The organism is Neisseria sp. 23W00296, from assembly GCF_044772855.1.
Classification (GTDB): Bacteria; Pseudomonadota; Gammaproteobacteria; order Burkholderiales; family Neisseriaceae; genus Neisseria.
The window spans coordinates 1,481,104-1,498,583 of record NZ_CP173024.1 but is presented as its reverse complement, the minus strand read 5'-3'; the positions used below and the strand labels follow the sequence as shown (position 1 = coordinate 1,498,583).

The window sequence follows — 17,480 nt, the reverse complement described above, 5'->3', positions numbered from 1 at the left end:
TCCGCCTTCTGAAAAAAACATCAAAGGAAACCCCATGCCGAAAAAATCATTTGCCGCCTTGATTGCCGCCGCCGCGCTCTCCGCCTGTGCGCCCGACAATGCGGCGCAAAACGCCGCTTCCGCAGGCGGCGCGGCGCAGGAGACGAAGCTGTTGAACGTTTCTTACGACGTTGCCCGCGATTTTTACAAGGATTTCAATCCGCTGTTTGTCGAAGAATACAAAAAACAGCACGACGGTGCGGCGCTTGCCGTGCAGCAGTCGCACGGCGGCTCGAGTAAGCAGGCGCTGGCCGTTGCCAACGGTTTGCAGGCCGACGTGGTGACGATGAACCAGGCTTCCGACATCGATCTGCTGGTGAAAAAAGGTTTGGTGAAGGCCGACTGGCAGAATGCGTTTCCCAATAACGCCGTGCCCTTCACCAGCACCACCGTGTTTCTCGTACGCAAAGGCAACCCCAAGCAGATTAAGGATTGGGGCGACTTGGCAGGGGAGGGCGTGAAACTGGTGATCGCCAATCCGAAGGTAACGGGCAACGGCCGCTACACCTTTCTCGGCGCATACGGCTACGGCCTGAAAGCCAACGGCGGCGACGATGCGAAGGCGCGCGGTTATGTGAAAAAAATGCTCGCCAATGTGGAGGTGTTTGAAAACGGCGGCCGCGCGGCCACCACCACGTTTATGCAGCGCAATATCGGCGACGTGTTGGTGACGTTTGAAAACGAGGCCAATCTGTCGGCCAAGCAGTTTGGCAGGGGCGAAGTGGAAATCGTCTATCCGAAATACTCGATACGCATGGACAGCCCGGTGGCCGTGGTGGACAGCGTGGCCGACAAACGCGGCACGCGCGCCGCGGCAACGGAATATCTGAATTATCTGTGGAGCAAACCGGCGCAGGAGTTGGGTGCGAAACTCTATCTGCGCCCCGCCGACCCGCAGGTGCTCGCCGCCCATGCCGCCGAGCTGCCGCCGCTGGAAACCTTCAATCCCAACGAGGTGTTCGGTTCGTGGGACGAAATCATGCCGAAATACTTTGCCGACGGCGGCGTGTTCGACCAGCTCGGCACGCGCAAATAGGCAGGAAGGAATCAAAAAGGCCGTCTGAACGTTTCAGACGGCCTGATGTTTTGGCAGGGCTTCCATCCGTGCCGCCGATGCGCGGAGCAGGGATGGGTACGGGTGTTGCGAAAACAAAAACGCCGCAGCGGCAGGGCGCGGCGGCGTTTTTGTTTTTCAGACGGCCTCAGCCGTGCAGGGCGCGTTTGTCGGCGGCCAGGCAGGCTTCGTGCACCACTTCCGACAGGGTGGGATGGGCGTGGATGATGCGGGCGAGGTCTTCGCTGCTGGCGGAGAATTCGAGGCCGACAACGCCTTCGGCGATGAGTTCGCTCACCATCGGGCCGACCATGTGTACGCCGAGGATGCGGTCGGTTTCGGCGTCGGACAGCACTTTGACGGTGCCTTTGGCTTTGCCCAAGCCCAGTGCGCGGCCGTTGGCACCAAAGCCGGACGTGCCTTTTTTGTATTTGACGCCTTCGGCTTTGAGCTGCTCTTCGGTTTTGCCGACCCAGGCGATTTCGGGATCGGTGTAGATGACGAAGGGCACGCTGTTGAAGTCGATGTGCGGTTTCTGGCCGGCGATGCGCTCGGCCACGGCCACGCCTTCGTCGCTGGCTTTGTGCGCCAGCATGGGGCCGCGCACCACGTCGCCGATCGCCCAGATGTTGGGCAGGTTGGTGCGGCATTCGCCGTCTACTTTGATAAAGCCGCGTTCGTCTTTTTCCAGGCCGACGGCTTCACCGTTCAGGCCGTCGGTGTTGGGGATGCGGCCGATGGAGACGATGAGTTTGTCGAATTCTTCGGTTTTGCTTTCGCCTGCGGCGGTTTCATAGACAACGGAAACGCCCGCACCAGTGTTTTTGATGTCGCCGATTTTGACACCCAGTTCAATGTTCAGGCCTTGTTCTTTGGTGAAGTATTTGAAGGCTTCTTTGGCGATTTGCTGGTCGGCGGCGGCGAGGAAGGTGGGCATGGCTTCGAGGATGGTGACCTGCGAGCCGACGCGGTTCCAAACCGAGCCCATTTCGAGGCCGATGACGCCCGAGCCGATGATGCCGAGTTTCTGCGGCACGGCGGTCAGGTTCAGTGCGCCTTCGTTGTCGAGGACGTTTGCGTTGTCGATGGCGATTTGCGGCAGCGGACGCGGTACGGAGCCGGTGGCGATGATGACGTGTTTGGCTTCAATCAGGGTTTTCTCGCCTTTGTTGTCGACTTCGATTTGGTAGGCGTCGCCGTTTTTGCCTTTGAACGAGCCTTTGCCGTGCAGGCTGGCGACTTTGTTTTTCTGGAACAGGAAGGCGATGCCGCCGGTGAGCTTGGTGACGATGGCGTCTTTGCGTTCGATCATTTTGGCGGCATTGAATTTCACGTCGCCGACGGTGATGCCGTGTTCGGCGAAATCGTGCTGCGCGGCGTGGAAGTGTTCGCTCGATTGCAGCAGGGCTTTGGAGGGGATGCAGCCTACGTTGAGGCAGGTGCCGCCCAGTGCGGGGGCATCGCCTGCTTTGTTGACGCCTGCGTCGATGCAGACGGTGTTGAATCCGAGTTGGGCGGCGCGGATGGCGGCAACATAGCCGCCGGGGCCGGCGCCGATAACGGCAACGTCGTATGGTTGTTGGGACATTTTTCTATCCTTTTATATCGGTTTCAGACGGCCTGTGCTTTGGATGGGGCCGTCTGAAAATATGGACGGGAATATGATTTTCAGACGGCCTGTTGTGCGAACAGGCCGTCTGAAAGGGGCTTACAGATCCAGCAGCAGGCGTGCCGGGTCTTCCAGCAGGTCTTTGATGGTGACCAGTGTCAGCACGGCTTCGCGGCCGTCGATGATGCGGTGGTCGTAAGAGAGTGCCAGATACATCATCGGGCGCACGACAACCTGGCCGTTTTCCACTACGGCGCGCTCTTTGGTGGCGTGCATGCCGAGAATGGCCGATTGCGGCGGGTTGATGATGGGGGTGGACATCATCGAGCCGAAGGTGCCGCCGTTGGTGATGCTGAATGTGCCGCCGGTCAAATCTTCGATGGCGATTTTGCCGTCTTTGGCTTTCACGGCGTAATCGACGATGGCTTTTTCGATTTCGGCGATGCTCATCTGGTCGGCATCGCGCAGAATCGGCACGACCAGGCCGCGCGGGCTGCCGATGGCGATGCCGATGTCGAAGTAGCCGTGGTACACGATGTCTTTGCCGTCAACTGAAGCGTTCACAACGGGGAATTTTTTCAGCGCGGCAACGGCGGCTTTGACGAAGAAGGACATGAAGCCGAGTTTGACACCGTGTTCTTTTTCGAATTTTTCTTTGTATTTGGCGCGCAGATCCATCACCGGCTTCATATTGACTTCGTTGAAGGTGGTGAGGATGGCGTTTTCCTGTTGCGAAGAGAGCAGGCGTTCGGCAACGCGGGCGCGCAGGCGGCTCATCGGTACGCGCTCTTCGGGGCGGACGCCGGCGGGAATCGGAGCGGCGGGAGCGGCGGCCGGGGCGTTTTGCACGTCTTCTTTCAGCACGCGACCGTCGCGGCCGGAACCTTGTACCGATGCCACGTCCACGCCTTTTTCGGCGGCCAGTTTGGCGGCGGCGGGCATGGCGACGCCGGCTTGGGCGTTGGAAGCGGGCGCGGCGGGAGCGGCTTCGGTAGCGGGTGCCTGTGCGGCAGGGGCTGCGGCAGCTGCGGTGGCTTCGGTGTCGATTTTCGCCAAAACCTGTTGCGATTCGACGGTGTCGCCTTCGTTGACGATGATTTCCACCAAAACGCCGGCCTGCGGCGCGGGCACTTCGAGTACGACTTTGTCGGTTTCGATTTCGACCAAAACTTCGTCGCGGGCGACTGCTTCGCCGGCTTTTTTGTGCCAGGTCAGTAGGGTGCCTTCGGTGATGCTTTCGGCGAATACGGGAACGTTTACTTCTACGATCATTTTTTGCTCCTAGGTGTGGTTTTTATGCGGCCCGCTTTGCGGCGGGCCGCGTCTGTTGACGGGTTAAAAGGCGAAAGCGTCTTCCACCAGCTGTTTGAGCTGGGCGGTGTGTTTGCTGGCATAGCCGACGGCCGGAGAGGCGCTGGCGGGGCGGCCTGCGTACACGACTTTTTGGCCGTTTTGCGCCAGATATTCCAAGCGGTGGCGGGTCTGATACCAGGCGCCTTGGTTTTTCGGCTCTTCCTGCACCCACATGATTTCGGCAGCGTTGGGGTATTTCGCCAGCTCGGCCTCGGCCTCGGCGTAGGGGAAGGGATAGAGCTGCTCGACGCGGATGATGGCGACTTCTTCTTCCAAGCCGCGCTCGGCACGGCCTGCGGCGACGTCGTAATACACTTGGCCGGAGCACAGGATGACGCGTTTGACTTTGCCGTTGTCGGCGCGTTCTGCGGTATCGCCGATAACGGGGCGGAAAGTCGTGCCTTCGAGGAAGTTTTCCAGCGGGCTGGTGGCGTCTTTGAAGCGCAGCAGGCGTTTGGACATAAAGATGACCAGCGGTTTGCGCACGGAGCGCAGAGCCTGACGGCGCAGGATGTGGAACATCTGCGAGGCTTCAGACGGCATAACAATCTGCATATTGTGTTCGGCACACAGTTGCAGCCAACGCTCCAAACGGCCTGAGGAGTGTTCCGGGCCTTGGCCGTCGTAGCCGTGCGGCAGGATGACGGTCAGGCCGCACAGGCGTCCCCATTTGGTTTCGCCGGAAGAGATGAACTGGTCGATGGCAACCTGTGCGCCGTTGGCAAAGTCGCCGAACTGCGCTTCCCAAATGGTCAGCATATCGGGCGCGGAGCAGGCATAGCCGTATTCGTAAGCCATCACGGCTTCTTCGTTCAGGATGGAGTCTATAACGGTGAACGGTGCTTGGCTGTCGCTGATGTGTTGCAGGGAAATGTAGGTTCCCGAATCCCATTTTTCGCGGTTTTGGTCGTGCAAAACTGCTTGGCGGTGTGAGAAAGTGCCGCGTCCGGAGTCTTCGCCGGAAATGCGAACGCCCGTGCCGTGGCTGACCAGGCTGGCGTAGGCGATGGTCTCGGCCATACCCCAGTCGACGTTCTGCTCGCCGGCTGCCATGGCTTTGCGGTTGGCAATCAGGCGTTTGGAGGTGTTGTGCAAGCCGAATCCTTCGGGAACGGCGGTGAATTTGTCGGCCAGACGTTTGATGTCTTCGGCAGACAGGCCGCTTTCCACGGCTTCGCGCCAGTCTTGGCCTTGGTATTTCGTCCAATCGACGCTGTGTTTGCTGGTGTAGTTGGTTAGGCGGGTTTGCTCGACGTGTTCGCCCCGATCCAAGGCGTCGCGGTAGGCCTGAACGTAGGAATCGGCCTGCTCTTTGCTGACGATGCCTTCCTGCGCGAGCTTGTCGGCGTAAATGGCTCGTGTGCCCGGATGTTTGGCAACGGCTTTATACATCATTGGCTGGGTCAGTGTCGGATCGTCGCTTTCATTGTGGCCGTTTTTGCGGTAGCAGACCACATCAATAACGACATCTTTGTGGAAGGTTTTGCGGTAGTCCATTGCTGCCTGCATCACCAGACACACGGCTTCGGGATCGTCGCCGTTGACGTGGAAAATCGGCGCGTCGACCATTTTGGCGATGTCGGTGCAGTAGACGGTGGAACGGGTGTCGCGGGTGTCGGATGTGGTGAAACCGATTTGGTTGTTGACGACGATATGGATGGAACCACCGGTAGTGTAGCCACGGGTCAGCGACATATTGAATACGGCCTGATTGACGCCCAAGCCGATGAAGGCGGAATCGCCGTGGATAAGGACGGGCAGAACCTGTTTTTGGCCGTCTGAACCGCGTCTGTCTTGTTTGGCGCGGCTCGAGCCTTCGACTACGGGATTGACGATTTCCAAATGGGAGGGGTTGAAGGCCAGCGTGACGTGCATGGGGCCGGTGGGCGTGGCGATGTCGGAGCTGAAACCGGTGTGGTACTTCACGTCGCCGCTGGGCAGTTTGATTTCAGCGCGGCCCTCAAATTCCGCGAACAGATCGCTCGGCTGTTTGCCCAAGGTGTTGACCAGTACGTTCAGACGGCCTCGGTGCGCCATGCCGACAATAACTTCTTCTACGCCGTCTTTACCCGCATTCTGAACCAGATAGTTCAGAGCCAGGATGGAACTTTCGCCGCCTTCTACACCGAAGCGTTTTTGGCCGACGTATTTGTTCTGCAGGTAGCGTTCCAGTGTTTCTGCCGCTGTAAGCTGTTTCAGGATATACAGTTTTTCATCGGCATTGAATTTGGGCGTGGAGGATGTTTTTTCAAAATACTCGCGTATCCAGCGGCGTTCTGCACGGTTGGTGATGTGCATGTACTCGATGCCGATAGTGCCGCAGTAGGTTTGTTTCAGTTTGCTAAGAATTTCGGATAGGGTCAGTTTTTCATGTCCGCCGCCGAAGTCGCCGCTGCCGACATTGAATTTAACCGCCATATCCGAATCGGAAAGGCCGTGGAATTTGGGATCCAAGCCTTCGATGTGGATGGGCGGTTTGCGTTTCAGGGGATCAAGTTGTGCGGCGCCGACACCTTGGATGCGGTAAGCCGAAATCAGGCGCAGTACACCAACCTGTTTTTTCAACAGGGTCTCGTCAACCGTTCCAGCAGCAACGGGACGGGATTTTGCCAGCTTGACAAAAGATTCCTGAATGGGGCGGTGTGCTACGTCGCGTTCGGCTGCGCCGGGTTGGACGGTCAGTTCGGAAAAATATTTCCGCCAATATTCCTCTACGGAATTCGGGTCGTTTAAAAACTCTTCGTACAGCTCCTCGATATAGGGAGCATTGGAGCCGAAGAGGTAGGAAAAGTTCTGTTTTTCATCCATCATGGCATTAGCCTCTTTACTTGGGAACAAACACAAACGAGCCGGCAGACTGCCGGGCAGCTGCCCGCTCAAATATTGAGCCTTATTTTACTCTTTATAATTTTTCATTACTACCGTGCGGCAAAAAAGAAAGCAGGAAAATCCTGCTTTCTTTTTCGATTCCGGATTACACCGGCATTTTCATGTCAGCGTTTGTCCAGCGGAGTGTAGTCGCGACGTGGAGCACCGGTATACAGTTGGCGCGGGCGGCCGATTTTTTGCCCCGGGTCGGAGATCATTTCGTGCCAGTGGGAAATCCAGCCTACGGTACGTGCCAAGGCGAAGATGACGGTGAACATGGAAACGGGAATACCCAAAGCGGATAAAACGATACCGGAATAGAAGTCTACGTTCGGGTACAGTTTTTTCTCGATGAAATACGGATCGCTCAGTGCGATTTTTTCCAATTCCATCGCCAGCTTGAATTTGGGGTCGTTTTCCAAACCCAGTTCGCGCAAGACTTCGTCGCAGGTGCGCTTCATAATGGCGGCACGGGGATCCATGTTTTTGTATACGCGGTGGCCGAAGCCCATCAGGCGGTATTTCTTCGCTTTAACGCCTTCCATGAATGCGGCAACATTGGATACATCACCGATTTCGTCCAGCATGTTCAGCACGGCTTCGTTGGCGCCGCCGTGCGAGGGACCCCACAGGCTGGCAATGCCCGCTGCGATACAGGCGAAGGGGTTTGCGCCGGAAGAGCCTGCCAGGCGTACGGTGGAAGTAGAGGCGTTTTGCTCGTGATCCGCGTGCAGGATGAAGATGCGGTCAAGTGCGCGCGCCAAAACAGGGTTTGGTTTATACTCTTCGCACGGTGTGGCAAACATCATGTGCATGAAGTTTTCGGCGTAAGAGAGGTTGTTCTTCGGATAGTTGAACGGGAGGCCGTTTGAATAGCGGTAGCACATCGCGGCAATCGTCGGGATTTTGGAAACCAAACGGTAAATGGCAACTTTGCGATGCTCGGGATCGGCGATTTCCAAGCTGTCCTGATAAAAGGCGGATAGTGCACCGACCACGCCGACCATCATGGCCATTGGGTGCGCGTCGCGACGGAAGCCGCGGAAGAACCATGTCAGCTGTTCGTGAACCATGGTGTGGTGCATCACGGTATCGACGAACTGTTTTTTCTGTTCGGCGTTGGGCAGTTCGCCATAGATCAGCAGGTAACAGGTTTCCAAGTAGTCGCCGTGCTCGGCAAGCTGCTCGATCGGGTAGCCGCGGTAGTACAGATAGCCTTTGTCGCCGTCGATGAAGGTAATCTTCGACTCGCAGCTGGCGGTTGAAACAAAGCCGGGATCGAATGTGAACATACCGCTGCCTTTGGTGAAGGTGCGGATGTCGACAACGTCGTTGCCCAGTGTGCCTTTCAATACCGGCAGCTCCATGGGCTCTTTGCCTGCGATTTCCACTTTAATTGACTGAGACATCTCTTACTCCTTTATTCTTCTAAGATTTACCAAGGGGTGTTTTCAGACGGCCTCCAACCTCTCAGCTCTGCCTGATTTTATCCAGCAAATTTGCGAATTCGGGATTTTCGGTTGTTTCTTTCCGGTTTACCAAAGCCAAAAATTCTTGGTCGGGCAGATCCAGAATTTCTACAAATACCGCCAATTCTTCATCGCTCAAATGCGGGAATTCTTTTTCCATAAACCGCTTGAGCACAATATCGAGCTCAAGCAGTCCACGGCGTGTCAGGAAACGGATTCGCCGCTTCGCTGCTTCGTCGAAAGTTATCATATTTAAACGGCTCGTTTCAACATGATTTCTTTAATTTTCCCGATGGCACGAGTCGGGTTCAGGTGTTTCGGACAAGCATCTACGCAGTTCATGATGGTGTGGCAGCGGAACAGACGGTAAGGATCGTTCAGGTTGTCCAACCGTTCGTTGGTGATAGTGTCGCGGCTGTCTGCAATAAAGCGGTAGGCGTTGAGCAGGCCGGAAGGGCCGACGAATTTGTCCGGATTCCACCAGAAAGAAGGACATGAGGTCGAGCAGCATGCGCAGAGAATGCATTCGTAGAGGCCGTCGAGTTCTTTGCGCTCTTCTTGGGTTTGCAGGCGTTCTTTGTCGGGATCGACCGGGGTGTCGTTGACAACGTAGGGTTTGATGGAGTGGTATTGTTTGAAGAACTGGGTCATGTCGACGATCAGATCGCGTACCACAGGCAAGCCGGGTAGGGGGCGCAATACGATAGGTTGTTTCAGGCTGCGGATGTCGGTCAGGCAGGCAAGACCGTTTTTGCCGTTGATATTCATGCCGTCCGATCCGCAGATGCCTTCGCGGCAGGAACGGCGGAACGATAATGTGTCGTCCTGCGCCTTGAGCTTCATGATTGCGTCAAGCAGTTTGACGTCTGTCGGTTCGATTTCCAGTTCGTAGTCTTTCATGTACGGCTTGGCATCCACATCGGGATTATAGCGGTACACTTTTAATTGAATTTTTTCCATGGTGGTGTATTCCTCAGTAAACACGTTTGGCTGGTTCGATATAGTCGACGGTCAGCGGTTTGGTGTGAACCGGTTTGTAGGCCAAGCGGTTGTCGGCAGAGTAGAACAGCGAGTGTTTCATCCAGTTTTCGTCGTCACGGTCAGGGTGGTCGTCCGAGGCGTGTGCGCCGCGCGATTCTTTGCGTGCTTCGGCAGCAACCAAGGTTGCCTTGGCTACTTCCATCAAATTATCCAGTTCCAAAGCTTCGATGCGTGCGGTATTCCAAACCATGCTCTTGTCGCCGATTTCGGTATTTTTGGCACGTTCGTAAAGTTTCAGAACTTTTTCTACACCGTCTTTCAGGATGGCATCGGTACGGAATACGCCTGCGTGCAACTGAACGGTGCGTTGCAACTCGTTGCGCAGAGCGTCAACTTTTTCGCCGCCGGTTTGATTGTTCAATCGGTCTAAACGCTGTTTTGTCAGTTCTCCGGCATTGGCGGGCAGCGGTTTCCAATCGGCTTGCTCTTTAACATAGGCAATCATGCTGTCGCCGGCGGATTTGCCGAATACGACCAAGTCTAAGAGGGAGTTGGTTCCCAAGCGGTTGGCACCGTGTACGGAGGCACAGGCGCATTCGCCTGCGGCATACAGCCCTTTTACGGGTACTTCCGGATTGTCTCCCTGAGGAATAACGACTTCGCCCAAATAGTTGGTAGGGATGCCGCCCATCATATAGTGTGTGGTCGGAACAACGGGGATCGGATCCTTAATCGGGTCGATGCCTGCAAATTGGATGGAGATCTCGCGGATACCGGGCAGTTTTTCCATAATTTTTTCTGCACCGATATGGTCGATTTTCAGCAAGACGTGGTCTTTGTTTTTGCCGCAGCCGCGTCCTTCGTAAATTTCCATCGCCATGGCGCGGGAAACGACGTCGCGCGAAGCCAAGTCTTTCACAGTCGGTGCATAGCGTTCCATGAAACGCTCACCGTCGGCGTTGAGCAGAATGCCGCCTTCGCCGCGTACGCCTTCGGTAATCAGTACGCCCGCGCCTGCTACGCCGGTCGGATGGAACTGCCAAAACTCCATATCTTCCAACGGAATGCCTGAACGCGCACAGATGCCCAAGCCGTCACCGGTATTCATAAACGCATTGGTCGAGGAAGCATAAATACGGCCTGCTCCGCCGGTGGCAAACAGAATGGCTTTCGCATGGAAGATATAAACATCGCCTGTTTCCATCTCCATAACGGTAACGCCGACAACGTCGCCGTTTTCGTCACGAATCAAATCCAATGCCGTCCATTCGACGAAAAATTGGGTGTTGGCGCGGACATTTTGCTGATACAGGGTATGCAGCATGGCATGGCCGGTACGGTCGGCAACGGCGCATGCACGTTCCACCGCACGTTTTCCGCGCTCGGCGGTATGTCCGCCGAACGGGCGCTGGTAGATTTTGCCGCTTTCGACACGGTCGAAAGGCATGCCCATGTGTTCGAGCTCGATGACGGCTTCAGGAGCGGCGCGGCACATAAATTCGATGGCGTCTTGGTCGCCCAGCCAGTCCGATCCTTTTACGGTGTCGTACATATGCCAGTCCCACCGGTCTTCCTGAACGTTGCCCAGTGAGGCGGAAATACCGCCTTGCGCGGCAACGGTATGCGAACGAGTGGGGAAAACTTTGGATAATACGGCAGTGTTCAATCCTGCTTTGGAAAGCTGCAATGCGGCACGCAGACCAGCGCCGCCGCCGCCGACGATAACGGCATCAAATTTGCGAATGGGAAAACTCATTTGTTCGTTCCTTTACCAGATTACTTTAAACGAATACACCGCGCACATAACCAGCCAGACGATGGTGGCGCAGTGCAGGGTCAGTCTCAAACCGAAGGGCTTGATATAGTCCATCCAAAGATCGCGGATGCCGACCCATGCGTGAAGAAGCAAAGCGATAAAGGTTGTTTGGGTAAATACCTTGACCCAAGTCTTATCGAAAAACGCCTGCCACTGTGAATAGTCTTTTGCCCCGGACATTCCGAGCAGAAACAGAAAAAATACAGTCAGATAGATAATCATAAAAACAGCGGTAACACGCTGTGCCGCCCAGTCTCGCAGGCCGTAATGGGCGCCGGCCAGTTTGCGGTCTACCATAATGCCACTCCCAATACCAATGTCAGAGTCAGTGAAACGGCTAAAACCAATTTGGCTGTTTTGCGGCAGGTTTGCAGTTCCAGACCTTTATGGGCGTCCAAGAACAGGAAACGGATGCCTGCGCACAAATGGTGCAGCAGCGCCCAAAGAACGCCGATTAGAATCAGTTTGACCAGCGGATTGCCTACAACCGCTTTATACGATTCAAAAGTCTCCCCGCTGCTGAGCGAGCCTTCGAGCAGCATCAGCAACACGGGGAGCATGATGAACAAAATCACGCCGCTGGCGCGATGGAGAATGGAGACTATCCCGGGAACGGGCAGGGCACGGATTAAAACCGGCATCTCCAAAAATACAGGCCGCTTTTTCGTCTGCATCTTTGATTCCTCTTTCAAACAGTAATTTTTCTCGAACTAAAAATCCAAGCTGCCCAATAATGGTCGTAATATCGGCTACATTGGGCTACTTCAGCCCGTAATTTACCCTGTTTGTTGTGGATTGAATAGTCTTCCGTGTATTTTTTTTAATCTGTTTTTACAATTTTATTACAAATAAAAACAACTTTCAGTTAATTTAATGGATTATTCATTAAAAGCAAAGTGTTACCTTGTTGCTGTGTATCCGTTTTGTTCCGTTGCAATATGCTTGGGATTCTTACGGCGGCTTGAAACCGCATTTGGAAATAATCTTGTTATTTCAATATTTCAGAGAGTTGTTTTTATTTTCTTCTGCTCTATACAAATGTTTCCCGTTTTCTGTTTTTATCCTGTTTGGGTGTTGCCGCTACATCGGATTACAAACGGAGTTTTTCTTCTTTACACATCTTGATTAAATATTGTCCCATCAAGTAAACTCAATGAAAGCTTGGTCGGGGCAGACTGCAAAACAATGTGCCGACGCGGCTTTCCGTATCGAACCGTTAATTTATTTTATGCAATAGGAGTCTTCGAGTATGAAATCACCTGTCCGTGTCGCAGTAACCGGTGCTGCCGGTCAAATCGGTTACGCTTTGCTGTTCCGCATTGCCAGCGGCGAAATGTTGGGCAAAGACCAACCCGTTATTTTGCAGCTTTTGGATCTGCCGCAGGCGCAAAACGCCGTTAAAGGTGTGATGATGGAATTGCAGGACTGCGCCTTCCCGCTCTTGGCAGGCATGTTTACTACCGACGATCCCGAAGTGGCGTTCAAAGACGCGCAAATCGCCATTCTTGTCGGCTCGCGTCCGCGCAGCAAAGGCATGGAGCGCGCCGACCTTTTGCAGGCCAATGCCGAAATCTTCACCGTTCAGGGCGCGGCGTTGAACAAAGTGGCCGACCGCAACGTGAAAGTGCTGGTTGTCGGCAATCCCGCCAACACCAACGCCTATATCGCCATGAAGTCCGCCCCCGATCTGCCCGCGAAAAACTTCACCGCTATGCTGCGTCTCGACCACAACCGCGCACTGAGCCAGATTGCCGAGAAAACCGGCAAAGCCGTGGCCGACATCGAAAAACTGTGCGTATGGGGCAACCATTCGCCCACCATGTATGCCGACTACCGTTTCGCCACCATCAACGGCGAAAGCGTGAAAGACATGATTAACGATCAGGCTTGGAACGCCGACGTCTTCCTGCCTACCGTCGGCAAACGTGGTGCAGCCATCATCGAAGCGCGCGGCCTGTCTTCCGCCGCATCCGCCGCCAATGCCGCCATCGACCATATCCGCGACTGGGTGCTGGGTACCAACGGCAAATGGGTGACTATGGGCATCCCGTCCGACGGCTCCTACGGCATCCCCGAAGGCACGGTTTTCGGTTTTCCCGTTACCTGCGAAAACGGCGAATACAAACTGGTGCGCGATTTGGCTATCGACGATTTCAGCCGCGAGCGCATCAATATCACATTGAAAGAATTGGAAGACGAGAAAGCCGGTGTTGCCCACCTGCTGTAAGCGCCAAACAAAACTGCCGGCATTGTCCGGCAGTTTTTCATTGTCTTTGCCGTCTTGTCTGCCGATGCCGCCGGCGGGTGGGAAATACGCCGCTGCCGCTATATAATCCCGTCATGGCGAACAGACGGAGGCGGGAAATGCCGACAGAAAAAATCTACTACGCAGCAGTGATCCTGCTCTCTGCCGTTTCGATTCTGCTTTCGCCCTTTTTCTATGTCCGCCGCAGCCGTACCGCGCTGACCGTCCGTCCTCCGACCAGGCGGCAGTGGTATTGGGTGCTGGCCGTGAATACCGTCTTGTGTGCCGTTCTTTTGGCGGCTTGGTATCTCTGGTTTTAATCAGCATCAAAAAAGGAATTTTTATGAAAAACATCTTGTTGGCCTCCGTGTTGCTGGCGGCGTCCGTATCCGCCCATTCCGCCGTCTATACCTGCAAAGACGCCTCCGGTCACACCGTTTATACGCAGGATCCGCGCGGCAGCAACTGCCATAAGAGCGATCTCGGCACTCCCTCCGTCTACTCGGCGCTGCCTGCGCCCGCCGTTTCCGTATCTTCTGCGGCTGCAACACAAAACAATGCTCCCGCCACCGACAGCCGGCCTGCAGACAACGGGCAGGCAGAAGCCCGCCAGCGTGTCGCGGCGGCAAAAAAAGCATTGGAAGAGGGTAAAAAAGTCCGTTACGGCAACGAGCGCAACTATGCCAAATATCTCGAACGCATCGCCAAACTGGAATCCGATGTCAAACAGGCCGAAGCGGCGCTGCAAAAACAGTAATCCGGCAACTGATCTTTAAAGAGGCCGTCTGAAAACCCGGGCTGCGTTTTACCGTACGCAGCTTTGTTTTCAGACGGCCTTTTTGCGGATGGCGGTTTTATCTGTTTGGACGGCGGCATTTCTTGCTTTTTGGCTTTGTCAGGCCGTCTGAAACGGTTTTAAGACGGCCTGAACCGTGTTCGGAATATTCCTGCCGATACGAAAATCTGCCGACTTGCTTTGTTGCGGTTTGGTGGAAACGGTTGGCTCGGGTAAGGTTGCACCGTATCGCCTGCATGGTCTGCGGTTTCTTGCCCGTGTTTTGTTCGGAGGCCGTCTGAAAAAAAAGGCCGTCTGAAAACCCCTTTTCGGGTTTTCAGACGGCCTTGATGCGGTAGGACGGCTGTTACAGCGAACGCGCCACTTCGACGATGTCGAAGCATTCGAGCTGGTCGCCTTCCATGATTTCGTTGTAGCCCTTAATCATCAGGCCGCACTCGAAGCCCATGCGCACTTCTTTCACGTCGTCTTTGAAGCGTTTGAGCGAGGAGAGTTCGCCGGTGTGGATGACCACGTTGTTGCGGATGAGGCGGATGTGCGAATCGCGTTTGACGAGGCCGTCCGTCACCATACAGCCGGCGATGTTGCCGACTTTCGACACGCTGATGACCTGTCGGATTTCCACCGTGCCGGTAATCTGCTCTTTCTCTTCCGGCGCCAGCATGCCGCTCATGGCGGCTTTTACGTCGTCGATGGCGTCGTAGATGATGTTGTAGTAGCGGATTTCCACGTCTTCGTTTTCGGCCAGCTTGCGGGCGGAGGCGTCGGCGCGTACGTTAAAGCCAATGATGAAGGCGCCGGAGGCAATCGCCAGATTGACGTCGGATTCGGTGATGCCGCCGACGCCGCTGTGCAGTACGTTGACTCTCACTTCGTCGGTGGACAGTTTTTTCAGGCTGCCTGAAAGCGCTTCGTAAGAGCCCTGAACGTCGGCCTTGATGATAACCGACAGCGACTGCGCCTGGTTCTCGCCCATATTGCTGAACATGTTTTCCAGCTTGGCGGCCTGCTGTTTGGCCAGACGCACGTCGCGGTATTTGCCTTGGCGGAACAGGGCGATTTCACGCGCTTTTTTCTCGTCGGCCAATACCATGGCGTCTTCTCCGGCGTTGGGTACGTCGGACAAACCGAGGATTTCAACGGGAATCGACGGGCCGGCTTCGCTGATGGCTTTGCCGTTTTCGTCGGTCATGGCGCGGATTTTGCCGAAAGCGGTACCGGCCAAGAGCATGTCGCCTTTTTTCAGCGTGCCGCTCTGCACCAGCAGGGTGGCGACGGCACCGCGTCCTTTGTCCAGACGGGCTTCGACGATGATGCCTTTGGCGGGCGCGGCGACGGGGGCTTTCAGTTCCAGCACTTCGGCTTCGAGCAGCACGGCTTCGAGCAGGGCGTCGATATTGGTGCCTTTTTTGGCGGACACGTCGACAAACTGCACGTCGCCGCCCCAAACCTGGTCGATCACTTCGTGCGCGGTCAGCTCTTGGCGGATGCGCTCGGGATTGGCGGCTTCCTTATCGATTTTGTTGACGGCCACGACGATCGGCACGCCCGCCGCTTTGGCGTGGGCGATGGCTTCGATGGTCTGCGGCATCACGCCGTCGTCGGCGGCCACCACCAGAATCACGATGTCGGTGGCTTTCGCGCCGCGCGCGCGCATGGCGGTAAAGGCTTCGTGTCCCGGCGTATCAAGGAAGGTTACGACGCCGCGCGGGGTGTTCACGTGGTAGGCGCCGATGTGCTGGGTGATGCCGCCCGCTTCGCCCTGCACCACTTTGGCGCGGCGGATGTAGTCGAGCAGCGAGGTTTTGCCGTGGTCGACGTGACCCATCACGGTAACGACGGGCGGACGCGGCAGGGCTTCGGCATCGCTCTGCGCGGCGCCGTCTTCCAAGAAGGCTTCGGGGTCGTCGGCGGCGGCGGGTTTGCCGATGTGGCCGAGTTCTTCCACCACAATCAGCGCGGTGTCCTGGTCGAGCGATTGGTTGATGGTGACCATCATGCCCATCTTCATCAGGGCCTTGACCACTTCCACGCCTTTCACCGCCATTTTGTGCGCCAAATCGGCTACGGTGATGGTTTCAGGCACAAGAACTTCGTGCACGACGGGTTCGGTGGGTGCCTGGAAGCTGTGCTGGTTGGGCTCGAGTTTGAGTTTCTTGCCTTTTTTGCCGCCGCGCACGCGCTCGTCGTCGCGTCCGGCGTTGCGGTCTCGGCCGCCCTTGCCGCCTCGGCCGCCCTTGCCGCCTTTGCCTTTGGCGTTGCGACCTTGGCCTTCGTCGTCGCGGCTGTTGCGACGCTCGTCTTTTTTACGGCCGCTGCCTGTGCCGTTGTCGGCAGGTGCGGCGGCGGATTTGGCTGGTTGGGCGGATGCGGCTGACAGGGGTTTCTGCTCACTGGGTTTGGCGCTGCGCTGGCCGCCCGCTTTGGCGGCGCGGGCTTCTTCCTGCGCCTGTTTTTTCGCGGCTTCGCGGCGCTCCTGCCGCTCTGCGCGTTCTTGTTTTTCACGCAGCAGTTTTTCCTGATGCTCGCGGAAGGCTTGGGCGCGGCGCTCTTCTTCGGCGCGGCGTTCTGCCTCTTGGGCGTTGACGACTTCCACAGGTGTCGGCAGCGGCTTGGGTTCTTTCGCTTTTTTCTCGCGGGCTTTTTTCGCCGGTTTGCCGTCTTTGGCGGCAGCTTCGGTTTTGGCGGTTTCTTTTGCTGCGGGTTCTGCGGCCGCAGGCTCGGAGGCCGTCTGAACGGCGGACGTTTCAGCTGCGGCTTCTGCTGCTGCCTGTTTGACCGGTTCGGCTTTGGCGCTCTGCGCTTTCTGCTGGGCGGCGGCACGCACTTTGGCCGCTTCCGCCTCGGCCGCGGCGCGTGCGGCGGCGCGGGTGTCGTCTTGTGCGGCGGCGGGTGCGTTGTCAGGTTCGGAGGCCGTCTGAATGGCAGGCTGCGGTGCGGGTTCTGCGGCTGCGGGCTCGGAGGCCGTCTGAACGGCGGCCGCTTCGGCTGCCGACGGAATCACGACTTTGCGGCTGCGGCGGCGCTCCACGGCCACGCCCGCCACAGTGCTTTTTTCCACTTTGGTGCGGTTGATGCTGATGGTGCTGCCCACGGTTTGGGCGCGCAGGTGCGCTTTGTCGGCTTCGGTCAGGGTGTCGCTGCCGCTGCTTTTGGCGATGCCGTGTTTTTTCAGGTGTTCGAGCATGCGCTCGACGGACATTTTCGATTCGGCGGCAAATTGTTCTACTGTGCTGGTGCTCATACGGGT

General features: G+C 56.4%; 14 protein-coding genes. 4 read left to right on the top strand and 10 right to left on the bottom strand.

Annotated features, from left to right (window positions below; translation table 11 throughout):
* Nucleotides 1-34 precede the first annotated feature (34 nt).
* Entirely contained in the window at nucleotides 35-1,075 is a 1,041-nt protein-coding gene (locus tag ACG2K1_RS07420; protein WP_395428639.1) for a sulfate ABC transporter substrate-binding protein, read from the top strand.
* 166 nt (nucleotides 1,076-1,241) lie between these two features.
* Here the strand turns inward: ACG2K1_RS07420 and lpdA are convergent, their stop codons facing one another.
* The 9 genes from lpdA to sdhC all read right to left on the bottom strand — a co-directional run bounded on the left by lpdA (nucleotide 1,242) and on the right by sdhC (nucleotide 11,863).
* Complete coding sequence (gene lpdA / locus ACG2K1_RS07415) at nucleotides 1,242-2,681, bottom strand: dihydrolipoyl dehydrogenase (RefSeq protein ID WP_395428638.1); 1,440 nt, start codon at nucleotides 2,679-2,681, stop codon at nucleotides 1,242-1,244.
* Between the two features lie 120 nt (nucleotides 2,682-2,801).
* Nucleotides 2,802-3,974 (bottom strand): 2-oxoglutarate dehydrogenase complex dihydrolipoyllysine-residue succinyltransferase, encoded by a 1,173-nt coding sequence (gene odhB, locus ACG2K1_RS07410; protein ID WP_395428637.1) that lies wholly within the window; start codon nucleotides 3,972-3,974, stop codon nucleotides 2,802-2,804.
* Between the two features lie 63 nt (nucleotides 3,975-4,037).
* Entirely contained in the window at nucleotides 4,038-6,866 is a 2,829-nt protein-coding gene (locus ACG2K1_RS07405; protein WP_395428636.1) for a 2-oxoglutarate dehydrogenase E1 component, read from the bottom strand.
* A gap of 182 nt (nucleotides 6,867-7,048) precedes the next feature.
* Nucleotides 7,049-8,332, bottom strand: a complete 1,284-nt coding sequence (gltA, locus tag ACG2K1_RS07400) for a citrate synthase (protein WP_094031046.1) — start codon at nucleotides 8,330-8,332, stop codon at nucleotides 7,049-7,051.
* A 61-nt stretch (nucleotides 8,333-8,393) separates the two neighbouring features.
* Complete coding sequence (locus ACG2K1_RS07395; RefSeq protein ID WP_009425663.1) at nucleotides 8,394-8,642, bottom strand: succinate dehydrogenase assembly factor 2; 249 nt, start codon at nucleotides 8,640-8,642, stop codon at nucleotides 8,394-8,396.
* A gap of 2 nt (nucleotides 8,643-8,644) precedes the next feature.
* Nucleotides 8,645-9,352 (bottom strand): succinate dehydrogenase iron-sulfur subunit, encoded by a 708-nt coding sequence (locus ACG2K1_RS07390; RefSeq protein WP_036495770.1) that lies wholly within the window; start codon nucleotides 9,350-9,352, stop codon nucleotides 8,645-8,647.
* 13 nt (nucleotides 9,353-9,365) lie between these two features.
* Nucleotides 9,366-11,129: a succinate dehydrogenase flavoprotein subunit gene (gene sdhA / locus ACG2K1_RS07385; protein WP_395428635.1), complete on the bottom strand. Its 1,764-nt coding sequence runs from the start codon at nucleotides 11,127-11,129 to the stop codon at nucleotides 9,366-9,368.
* Nucleotides 11,130-11,141: 12 nt separating this feature from the next.
* Nucleotides 11,142-11,486 carry a succinate dehydrogenase, hydrophobic membrane anchor protein gene (gene sdhD / locus ACG2K1_RS07380; protein ID WP_395428634.1) on the bottom strand — a complete coding sequence of 115 codons (345 nt, stop codon included), beginning with the start codon at nucleotides 11,484-11,486 and terminating at the stop codon, nucleotides 11,142-11,144.
* Complete coding sequence (gene sdhC / locus ACG2K1_RS07375; protein ID WP_036495766.1) at nucleotides 11,480-11,863, bottom strand: succinate dehydrogenase, cytochrome b556 subunit; 384 nt, start codon at nucleotides 11,861-11,863, stop codon at nucleotides 11,480-11,482. Before sdhC ends, sdhD begins: the two co-directional genes overlap by 7 nt.
* A gap of 575 nt (nucleotides 11,864-12,438) precedes the next feature.
* Here sdhC and ACG2K1_RS07370 point away from each other — a divergent pair.
* The 3 genes from ACG2K1_RS07370 (at nucleotide 12,439) to ACG2K1_RS07360 (ending at nucleotide 14,191) form a co-directional block, all read left to right on the top strand.
* Nucleotides 12,439-13,416, top strand: coding sequence for a malate dehydrogenase (locus ACG2K1_RS07370; RefSeq protein WP_009425657.1), 978 nt, complete (start codon nucleotides 12,439-12,441; stop codon nucleotides 13,414-13,416).
* Nucleotides 13,417-13,553: 137 nt separating this feature from the next.
* Nucleotides 13,554-13,754, top strand: a complete 201-nt coding sequence (locus ACG2K1_RS07365; protein ID WP_009425656.1) for a hypothetical protein — start codon at nucleotides 13,554-13,556, stop codon at nucleotides 13,752-13,754.
* 23 nt (nucleotides 13,755-13,777) lie between these two features.
* Nucleotides 13,778-14,191 (top strand): DUF4124 domain-containing protein, encoded by a 414-nt coding sequence (locus ACG2K1_RS07360; protein WP_009425655.1) that lies wholly within the window; start codon nucleotides 13,778-13,780, stop codon nucleotides 14,189-14,191.
* Nucleotides 14,192-14,576: 385 nt separating this feature from the next.
* On the opposite strand, the gene infB is transcribed toward ACG2K1_RS07360, so the two are convergent.
* On the bottom strand, nucleotides 14,577-17,474 hold the full coding sequence (gene infB, locus ACG2K1_RS07355; RefSeq protein WP_395428633.1) for a translation initiation factor IF-2: 2,898 nt from the start codon (nucleotides 17,472-17,474) through the stop codon (nucleotides 14,577-14,579).
* Nucleotides 17,475-17,480: the final 6 nt, after the last annotated feature.

Coding starts and splice junctions, on each gene's coding strand:
- ACG2K1_RS07420 (WP_395428639.1), top strand. CDS start 35: ATGCCGAAAAAATCATTTGCCGCCTTGATTGCCGCCGCCGCGCTCTCC.
- gltA (WP_094031046.1), bottom strand. CDS start 8,332: ATGTCTCAGTCAATTAAAGTGGAAATCGCAGGCAAAGAGCCCATGGAG.
- sdhA (WP_395428635.1), bottom strand. CDS start 11,129: ATGAGTTTTCCCATTCGCAAATTTGATGCCGTTATCGTCGGCGGCGGC.
- ACG2K1_RS07405 (WP_395428636.1), bottom strand. CDS start 6,866: ATGATGGATGAAAAACAGAACTTTTCCTACCTCTTCGGCTCCAATGCT.
- ACG2K1_RS07390 (WP_036495770.1), bottom strand. CDS start 9,352: ATGGAAAAAATTCAATTAAAAGTGTACCGCTATAATCCCGATGTGGAT.
- sdhD (WP_395428634.1), bottom strand. CDS start 11,486: ATGGTAGACCGCAAACTGGCCGGCGCCCATTACGGCCTGCGAGACTGG.
- ACG2K1_RS07395 (WP_009425663.1), bottom strand. CDS start 8,642: ATGATAACTTTCGACGAAGCAGCGAAGCGGCGAATCCGTTTCCTGACA.
- sdhC (WP_036495766.1), bottom strand. CDS start 11,863: ATGCAGACGAAAAAGCGGCCTGTATTTTTGGAGATGCCGGTTTTAATC.
- ACG2K1_RS07360 (WP_009425655.1), top strand. CDS start 13,778: ATGAAAAACATCTTGTTGGCCTCCGTGTTGCTGGCGGCGTCCGTATCC.
- ACG2K1_RS07370 (WP_009425657.1), top strand. CDS start 12,439: ATGAAATCACCTGTCCGTGTCGCAGTAACCGGTGCTGCCGGTCAAATC.
- odhB (WP_395428637.1), bottom strand. CDS start 3,974: ATGATCGTAGAAGTAAACGTTCCCGTATTCGCCGAAAGCATCACCGAA.
- infB (WP_395428633.1), bottom strand. CDS start 17,474: ATGAGCACCAGCACAGTAGAACAATTTGCCGCCGAATCGAAAATGTCC.
- lpdA (WP_395428638.1), bottom strand. CDS start 2,681: ATGTCCCAACAACCATACGACGTTGCCGTTATCGGCGCCGGCCCCGGC.
- ACG2K1_RS07365 (WP_009425656.1), top strand. CDS start 13,554: ATGCCGACAGAAAAAATCTACTACGCAGCAGTGATCCTGCTCTCTGCC.